The sequence below is a fragment of the Pseudonocardia sp. NPDC049635 genome (genome assembly GCF_040659795.1).
Classification (GTDB): Bacteria; Actinomycetota; Actinomycetes; order Mycobacteriales; family Pseudonocardiaceae; genus Pseudonocardia.
In genome coordinates this window covers 237,269-245,081 of the sequence record NZ_JBFAON010000007.1, presented here as the reverse complement: position 1 = coordinate 245,081, position 7,813 = coordinate 237,269, and the positions used below count along the sequence as shown (strand labels likewise).

Genomic DNA, 7,813 nt, shown 5'->3' with positions numbered 1-7,813 from the left:
CTCCCGCTCGTTGGAGTAGACCACCAGGCGGTTGATCGGGATCCGCACTGCCCGCGGTGGCTTCTGCCCGCGCAGCAACTCCGTCGGTGCGACCCCGGGCACGACGGGTCCCCCTGATCCCGGAGGCACCCGTGCACGGCAGCAGCGAGGCGAGCACGTCCCGCGAGCAGGACCAGGACACCGCCGACGGCGGTGAGCGCTGGACCGACCGGCTGGGCTGGGAGGAGATCGACTGACCGGGCGCCGGGGTCGGCGCAGCCGGGAGTGCGGAGGTGCACGATGGGGGCATGGCACGGGAGCTGCACCATGTCGCCGACGGGCCGGAGTCGGCCCCGGTCATCCTGTTCGGACCGTCGCTGGGCACCGATCTGCACCTGTTCGACGCCCAGGTGGCGGCGCTGTCCGACCGGTACCGATGTGTCCGCTTCGACCTGCCGGGGCACGGCGGCTCGCCGGACGTCATCGACGACCTGACGATCGCCGATCTCGCCGAGGGCGCGCTGGCCGTCGTCGGGGACACCGCGTTCCACTACGTGGGCGTCTCGATCGGCGGCGCGATCGGGCAGTGGCTGGGCGTGCACGGCGGTGAGCGGGTCCGCAGCATCGCGGTGCTGGCGACGGCCGCCCGGTTCCCGAACCCGCAGGCGTGGCCGCAGCGGGCCGCCACGGTGCGCGAGCAGGGCACCGAGGCCATGGTCGTGTCCCGCCCCGGCACCTGGTACGTCGAGGACTGGGCGCGCCGCGACCCGGCGGGGGAGCAGCGGCTGCTGGACATGCTTCGTGCCGCGAGACCCGATGGCTACGCGGCCTGTTGCGCCGCGATCGGCACCTTCGACATCCGCGCCGAGCTGGGCTCGGTGTCGGTCCCCACGCTGGTGGTGGCCGGTGCCGAGGACCCGGCGACGCCGCCGGAGACCGTGCGCGAGATCGCCGATGCCGTCCCCGGTGCGGAGTACGCGGAGGTCGCGGACGCGGCGCACCTGCTGAACTACGAGCGTCCCGACGAGGTGAACGCGCTGCTCGACCGGCACCTGTCCCGGATGTGAGCGCTCACGCGCGGCTCGCCCGCCGGGCCCGGTAGGCGGCCACGTGCGCGCGGTTCGCGCAGTTGCCGGTGTCGCAGAAGCGTTTCGACCGGTTCCGGGACAGGTCGACGAGGACGGCGTCGCAGTCCTCGCCGGCACAGCGGCGCAGCCGGGACAGGTCGTCGGCACGCACCAGGTCGACCACCGACATCGCGATCTCGGCGCCCATCCGGTCGGCCAGCGGGGCGTCACGCGGGGTGACGTGCAGGTGCCAGTCCCAGCCGTCGTGCCGGGCGAGCCGGGGGCGTGCGTCGGTCTCGGCGAGGATCGCGTTGACCAGCTCCACCGTCCGGTCCCGGTCCGGCCCCTCGGTGCCGCTGCCGCTGCCGTTCCCGTTGCCGCTGCCGTTCCCGGTGCCGCTGCCGTTGCCGCTGCCCGGGGTCATGGCCAGGTCCGAGCCCGCTGCGGCCGGTGCCGCTCCTGAGTGCGGGGCCGAGCCTGCACCGGCGGGCCAGAGCGCCACGAGCCGCTCCCGGAGCGCACGGACCGCGGCCCGTTCGTCGTCGGTGCGGGCCCGTTCACCGGTGTAGGGCTGCTCGTCCATCCAGGCCTCGAACAGCGCCGCGTCGCCCAGGACGTCCGGTTCGGTCAGCCGGGTGTTGACCAGCGCGGCGGCCGCCGCCAGCACGACCTGGGTGTCATGGGCGAATTCCACGTTGACCCCTGACATCATCGGTTCCTAGTGTCAGGAGTCTATGAGTACTTCGGTCGTGACACGGGACCACCTGGTCCGCGGACTCGCGTGGGCGCTGGTCTCGGCGGCCGCGTACGGATTCTCCGGCCCGCTCGGGGCCGCCTTCCTGCAGGCCGGCTGGTCACCGGGTCTCACCACGCTGCTGCGGATCGCCGGTGCTGCGCTGCTGCTCCTGCCGGTGGCGGTGGTGCTGACCCGCCGGCACCGGCCGGACCGGGCTGCCCGGCGCAAGATCGTGATCTTCGGACTGCTCGCGGTGGCGGGTGTGCAGCTCTGCTTCTTCCACGCCCTGCAGTACCTCTCGGTCGGGGTCGCGCTGCTGCTGGAGTTCCTCGCCCCGGTGTTGCTCGTCGGCTGGACCTGGATCACCACCCGGCGCACCCCGTCGGCGATCACCCTTGCCGGCTGCGTCGTCGCACTCGCCGGTCTGGTGTTCGTCGTCGACCCGTTCGGGCCGCAGCGCGTCGAGCCGGCCGGGATCCTCTGGGGTCTCGCCTCGGCGGTCTGTGTCTGCGTCTACTTCGCGCTGCCCGGTGGGAACCGGGAGGGTCAGGTCCCACCACTGCTGATGATCTCCGGCGGCATGATCGTCGGCGCGGTCTCGCTGACCGTCACAGGGCTGCTGGGGGTCACGCCGTGGGCGACCGGCGCACCGGTCGGGACCCTCGGCGGTGCCGAGCTCGACTGGGTGCTGCTGCTCGGGATGCTCGTCGTGCTCGCGACGGCGCTGCCCTACGTCACCGGCATCCTCGCGATCCGGCGGCTCGACACCCGTGTCGCGTCGTTCGTGGGACTCTCCGAGGTGCTGTTCGGGGTGCTCGCGGCCTGGCTGCTGGTGGCGCAACAGCCGACGCTGATGCAGCTGCTGGGCGGGGTGCTGATCCTCGGCGGGATCGTGCTCATCCGGCGGGCGGAGAACCGGGCGGCCGCGACGCCGAGCGAGGTGGCGGTGGAGGGCTGACTCGTCATCGGCGGCGGGAGCCCACACCCCTTTCCGGCGCCGCACACCCGTTGCACGGGGTGTGGGGCGGCGCGAAAGGGTGTGAGCCCCTTCCACGGGGGTGTGTTCCGGCGCCACGAACGGGGTGCACTACTGTTCCGCCGTCGGTGTTCCTGGCCACACTGTCCCGCAGCGTCGTCGCTGCGCGGGCCCGGGTGGGGCCGACCCGACGGCAGGCGTGCTCCCCCGTAGGCCCAGCGAGATCGAGGTCGTCGTTGTCCGAGAACCGGTTCGTCACCAGCTCCTTCTGCGTCGCCAGGGAGTGTGTCGCCGTCGCGGCACCTGCGGATGGCGTGGTCGTCCGATCCACGGTCAGCGGGGCCGAGGTGCGCTTCACCGATGCCGAGTGGGAGGCGTTCGTCTCCGGCGTACGGAACGGGGAGTTCGACGTGGAGCGTCTGCGCAGCTGACCTGATACCTCAGGCAGCGAGTCGGTCGAGGAGTACCCGGCGGGTGCTCGCCTCGTCGAGTGCCTTCGTGAGCAGGTCGCGCCAGACGGACTCGTAACTCGCGACCATCGGCTCGCTGTCGTAGTAGTCGTCGTTCTCGGTGCTCTCGACGTTGACGACCGGCCAGTCGGTGGCCGGATCACGGGGGTCGAAGATCGAGAACGTGCTCGAGGCCCTAGTCCAACCAGCACTGAACGGCAGGATCTGCAGCGTCACGTTCGGTTGGCTCATGCGCTCGAGGAGCAGGCGGACCTGTTCTCGTGCGATCTCCGGGCCGGTGACCCGGTGTAGTGCCACTTCGTCGAGCACGATGTGCGTCTCGAGCGGGGGAGCGTCGGTCCGGCCCAATTCGATAACGTGTGCCCGACGAATTCGGATCTCCACCAGGCGATCGACTATGTCGGCAGGCACATCCAGCTGGGTCGGACCGAGCATGCTGCGCGCGTACGCCTCCGTCTGCAGGAGGCCGGCAACAGCGATCGCGTAGGTTCGCTTCGAGCGGGATTCCTTCTCGAGCGAGAGGAGCATGTTGAGCTTCTCGTCCGAGGGTACGTCGTGTCGCTCCCACCACCCCGGTGACTTGGCCTCGGTCGCCCAGTCCAGGACCCGGTCCCGCTCCTCTGTCGGGGCGTCGTAGATCTCCAGCAGGTCCCGCACGTCCCGGTACTTCGGTTCGACCGCGCCCGTCTCGATCCGGCTGAGCTTCGACGGTGAGATCTCGAGGCGCTTCGCGACCTCGGCGAGTTGCAGGTTGCGGTCGCTGCGCAGGCGCTTGAGGACGTGACCGAGGCGCCGCCGGATGACGACCGGGCCGTGCGTGACGGTCATGTCCACTCCTCGTGTCCCCGGTCTCCGGTTCAGGATACCGGTCGGCAGGCTGTGCAATTGCATCGAACAGAAATTGCATCGGGTCTGGTGCATGCGGTCATTCGCACCGCATACTGTGCTCCTGATCCTGAGCAGCGACAACAGTCGCTGAAGGGGGTGCGCCATGCACGACCATGACGGCACCACAGTCAGTCTCCGGAAGCACGGTCCGGCCATCCGCGAGCGGGGGTGGTCCCGATGACCACCTACCTCGTCGCCGGTGGCGGCCTCGTCCTGATGCTCTGGTTCGCCATGCTGATCGGCGTCTCCCTGGACACCCAGGGGCAGCGCCGCGAGTGGAGGCGGGTGGCGCAGCAGCGCCGCGCCGCCTGGGAGGAGCGCCGGGAGGAACGGCGCCCGCGCGAACCCGAGGACCTCTGCATCGAATGTCCGTTGCGCAGGTGAGGGTCGTCCGGCGCCGTGCCGAGAGATGCACGGAGGCCGGCCGGGCGCACGATCCCGCCGCCGGACCGTGGACCGGCGGGGCGGGCACCGGGAGCCCGATGCTCCCGGGAAGGGTCACGGACCGGCACGGGTGGGCCGGTCCGCGACCACACCGGGGGCTCAGCCCGCGGCGACCGCCTGCTGAATCGCCTGCGGGCTGGCCTCGACGTCCTGACCGTTCACCCGCACCGAGGGGGTGCCCGAGATGTTGTCGCGCAGCGCCTGCTGGGTGATCTCCTGGGTCCAGGGCGCGAACCGCTGGTCCTCCACGCACTCGGCGAACTCCGGCCCGGCACCGGCCTGCTGACCGAGCTGCGCGAGCTGGTCGTTGCTCAGGCCCTCGCCGCCCTGGGCCGGCTGGTTGGCGAAGAGCAGCTTCTCGAACTCGGGGTAGACGCCGGCCTCCGCGGCGCAGCCGGAAGCGGCTCCGGCGCGTGTCGAGAACTGGGTCGTGGAGGCCCGGTCCAGGAACGCGACCGGGTGGTAGACGACCTGGGCCTGCCCGGAGTTGCGCAGCTCCTCCAGCGTGGGGCCGGCCTGCTCCTCGAACGTCGCGCAGTGCGGGCACTGGAAGTCCACGTAGACGTCGATGGTCGTGGGCGCGTCGGCGTTACCCACGGGCACTCCCGACGCCGTCGCGTTCGCCGGGACCAGGGTGCTGGACGAGCTGCTGTTCCAGTACACCCCGAACCCGACGAGAGCGGCGAACGCGACCACCACGATGATGCCGAGCACCGTCGCCTGGGACGGCCCCTTCTTGGCGGTGAGCGGGTTCTTGTTCTTCGCCGCGCTCCTCTTTCCGGCCATCATCGGTCCTCCTCGGGGGTGGTCGTCACACCGTTGTTTGTACTGGTCGGTTGTGCTCGACGCCGCTCCGGGGTACCGCGGTCCCGGGTGGCCCAGGTTTGACCTCGTGTAGAACCATGGAGGAGTGAGCATCGACGGCGCCGTGGACGTCCGCACGGTAGAGCTGCGGATCGACGGCATGACCTGCGCCGCCTGCGTCGGGCGGGTGGAGCGCAAGCTGGGCAAGCTCGACGGTGTCCGGGCGACGGTCAACCTCGCGACCGAGCGTGCGACGGTCGAGTACCCGGCAGACACCGACGTCGAGACCTTGCTGGGTGCTGTCCGCAAGGCCGGCTACGGGGCGACCGAGCTGCGGCGGGGCGTCACCGACACCGGTGACGCGGCCACCGAGGACGACACCGCGCTGCGCAGGCTCCGGACCCGGATGGCCGTCGCGCTGGTGCTGTTCATCCCGCTCGCCGACCTGTCGCTGGCGATGTCGCTGGTCCCGTCGCTGCGGTTCCCGTACTGGCAGTGGGTGGTCGTCGCGCTGGCGCTGCCGGTGGTGGTGTGGGCGGCCTGGCCGTTCCACCGCACCGCGTTCGTGAACCTGCGGCACGGCACGACGTCGATGGACACGCTGGTCTCGCTCGGCGTGATCTCGGCGTCGGCCTGGTCGCTGGGTGAGATGGCCTTCCTCGACACCCGCGTCACGCTCACCGGGTGGGACGCGGTGCTGCACCCGTCGGGTCCGCTGTACCTGGAGGTCGCGGCGGGCGTCACGACGTTCGTGCTGGCCGGGCGCTACTTCGAGGCCCGTGCCCGGCGTACGGCCGGACGCGTCATGCGGTCGCTCGCGGCACTGGAGTCCGACGAGGTCACGCTTCTCGTCGACGGGACGGAAACCCGGGCGCCGGTGGGCCGGTTGCGGGTCGGCGACCGCTTCCTGGTCCGGCCGGGCGAGCGGATCGCCGCCGACGGCGTCGTCGTCGAGGGTCGTGCGGCCGTCGACACCAGCGCGATGACCGGTGAACCCGTCCCGGTGGAGGTCGGCCCCGGTGACGCGGTCGCCGGCGGCACCATCCCGGCAGGCGGGCGCCTGGTGGTCGTCGCCGAGCAGGTCGGCGCGGACACCCGACTGGCCCGGATGATCGCCGCCGTCGAGCGGGCGCAGGTGGAGAAGTCGGCCACCCAGCGCCTGGTCGACCGGGTGTCGTCGGTGTTCGTGCCGGTGGTGCTCGTGCTCGCCGTGGTGACGCTCGGTGGCTGGCTGCTGTCGGGCGCCGGGTGGGCGGGCGCGCTCGGCCCGGCGATCGCGGTCGTCATCATCGCCTGCCCGTGCGCGCTGGGGCTCGCCACGCCGACCGCGCTGATGGTCGCCACCGGGCGCGGCGCCGAGCTGGGCATCTTCGTCAAGGGCTACCGGGCGCTGGAGACGACCCGGGCCGCCGACACCGTGGTGCTCGACAAGACCGGCACGCTGACCACCGGCCGGATGACCGTCACCGACATCGCCGCCGCACCCGGGACGGACACCGATCTGCTCCTCGCCAGGGCGGCGGCCGTCGAGGCCGGCTCGGAGCACGCGATCGCCGCCGCCGTCCGCCGGCACGCCCGGGACGCGGGCCTCGCCGTCCCGGGCGTCGAGGACTTCGTCGCGCTGCCCGGGCTCGGTGCCCGGGGCACCGTCGACGGCGTCGAGATCACGGTCGGACGCCCGCCCGCCGACACCGGTGAGCTGGCCGGGCGGATCGCCGGATGGGAGTCCTCCGGGCACACCGTGGTGGCGGTGCGGGTGCGTGACGAGCTCGCCGGGGCGATCGCGCTGGCCGACCCGGTCAAGGAGTCCGCCCCGGTCGCGGTCGCCGAGCTGGTCGCGATGGGCCTGCGGCCGGTGCTGCTGACCGGTGACCGGCCCGCCGCGGCCCACGCCGTCGCACGGGCCTGCGGTATCGACGACGTCGTCGCCGGTGCGTTGCCCGACGACAAGGTCGACCACGTCCGTGCGCTGCAGGCCCAGGGGCGGACGGTCGCGATGGTCGGCGACGGCGTGAACGACGCCGCCGCACTCGCCGCCGCGGACCTGGGCATCGCCGTCGGGTCGGGCACCGACGTGGCGCTGGAGGCGGCCGACGTCGTGCTGGTGCGCGACGACCTGCGGGTGCTCCCGGCGACCGTCGAGCTGGCCAGGGCCACGATGAGCACGATCCGCGGCAACCTGTGGTGGGCGTTCGGCTACAACACCGCCGCGATCCCGGTCGCGATGGCCGGGCTGCTCAACCCGTTGCTGGCGGGGGCGGCGATGGCGGTCTCGTCGTTCCTGGTCGTGACGAACAGCTTGCGCCTGCGCCGGGCGGCGAGCTGGGCCGACGAGACACTCGCCGGTACCCGCGTCCGGGCCGAGGACGACGAGACCGCCTACGTCGAGGCCCGCGACTGACCCGGAGAACCGGCGCTACGCGTCGGGCGGACCGGCGCGTGCCCTCGG

The 7,813-nt window shown here is 72.2% G+C and carries 8 protein-coding genes; 5 read left to right on the top strand and 3 right to left on the bottom strand.

The features are described 5' to 3' along the window. Positions 1 to 287: 287 nt before the first annotated feature. The gene (pcaD, locus tag AB0J24_RS12060; RefSeq protein WP_358679395.1) at positions 288 to 1,046 is read left to right on the top strand and encodes a 3-oxoadipate enol-lactonase; all 759 of its coding nucleotides are present in this window, start codon (positions 288 to 290) and stop codon (positions 1,044 to 1,046) included. Positions 1,047 to 1,050: 4 nt separating this feature from the next. On the opposite strand, the gene AB0J24_RS12055 is transcribed toward pcaD, so the two are convergent. Further along, positions 1,051 to 1,740 carry a CGNR zinc finger domain-containing protein gene (locus AB0J24_RS12055; protein ID WP_358679393.1) on the bottom strand — a complete coding sequence of 230 codons (690 nt, stop codon included), beginning with the start codon at positions 1,738 to 1,740 and terminating at the stop codon, positions 1,051 to 1,053. A gap of 40 nt (positions 1,741 to 1,780) precedes the next feature. On the opposite strand from AB0J24_RS12055, the gene AB0J24_RS12050 reads away from it, so the two are divergent. Continuing rightward, on the top strand, positions 1,781 to 2,740 hold the full coding sequence (locus AB0J24_RS12050; protein ID WP_358679390.1) for a DMT family transporter: 960 nt from the start codon (positions 1,781 to 1,783) through the stop codon (positions 2,738 to 2,740). Between the two features lie 254 nt (positions 2,741 to 2,994). Next, entirely contained in the window at positions 2,995 to 3,189 is a 195-nt protein-coding gene (locus AB0J24_RS12045) for a DUF397 domain-containing protein (RefSeq protein ID WP_358679388.1), read from the top strand. Positions 3,190 to 3,198: 9 nt separating this feature from the next. On the opposite strand, the gene AB0J24_RS12040 is transcribed toward AB0J24_RS12045, so the two are convergent. Next, positions 3,199 to 4,056, bottom strand: a complete 858-nt coding sequence (locus AB0J24_RS12040) for a helix-turn-helix transcriptional regulator (protein ID WP_358679385.1) — start codon at positions 4,054 to 4,056, stop codon at positions 3,199 to 3,201. A 237-nt stretch (positions 4,057 to 4,293) separates the two neighbouring features. Between AB0J24_RS12040 and AB0J24_RS12035 the strand changes: the two genes are divergently transcribed. Next, on the top strand, positions 4,294 to 4,500 hold the full coding sequence (locus tag AB0J24_RS12035) for a hypothetical protein (protein WP_358679382.1): 207 nt from the start codon (positions 4,294 to 4,296) through the stop codon (positions 4,498 to 4,500). Between the two features lie 159 nt (positions 4,501 to 4,659). On the opposite strand, the gene AB0J24_RS12030 is transcribed toward AB0J24_RS12035, so the two are convergent. Next, positions 4,660 to 5,346, bottom strand: coding sequence for a thioredoxin domain-containing protein (locus AB0J24_RS12030; protein WP_358679379.1), 687 nt, complete (start codon positions 5,344 to 5,346; stop codon positions 4,660 to 4,662). A 124-nt stretch (positions 5,347 to 5,470) separates the two neighbouring features. On the opposite strand from AB0J24_RS12030, the gene AB0J24_RS12025 reads away from it, so the two are divergent. After that, complete coding sequence (locus tag AB0J24_RS12025; protein WP_358679376.1) at positions 5,471 to 7,765, top strand: heavy metal translocating P-type ATPase; 2,295 nt, start codon at positions 5,471 to 5,473, stop codon at positions 7,763 to 7,765. The last annotated feature ends 48 nt before the right edge of the window (positions 7,766 to 7,813 follow it).

Coding starts and splice junctions, on each gene's coding strand:
- pcaD (WP_358679395.1), top strand. CDS start 288: ATGGCACGGGAGCTGCACCATGTCGCCGACGGGCCGGAGTCGGCCCCG.
- AB0J24_RS12050 (WP_358679390.1), top strand. CDS start 1,781: ATGAGTACTTCGGTCGTGACACGGGACCACCTGGTCCGCGGACTCGCG.
- AB0J24_RS12040 (WP_358679385.1), bottom strand. CDS start 4,056: ATGACCGTCACGCACGGCCCGGTCGTCATCCGGCGGCGCCTCGGTCAC.
- AB0J24_RS12035 (WP_358679382.1), top strand. CDS start 4,294: ATGACCACCTACCTCGTCGCCGGTGGCGGCCTCGTCCTGATGCTCTGG.
- AB0J24_RS12030 (WP_358679379.1), bottom strand. CDS start 5,346: ATGGCCGGAAAGAGGAGCGCGGCGAAGAACAAGAACCCGCTCACCGCC.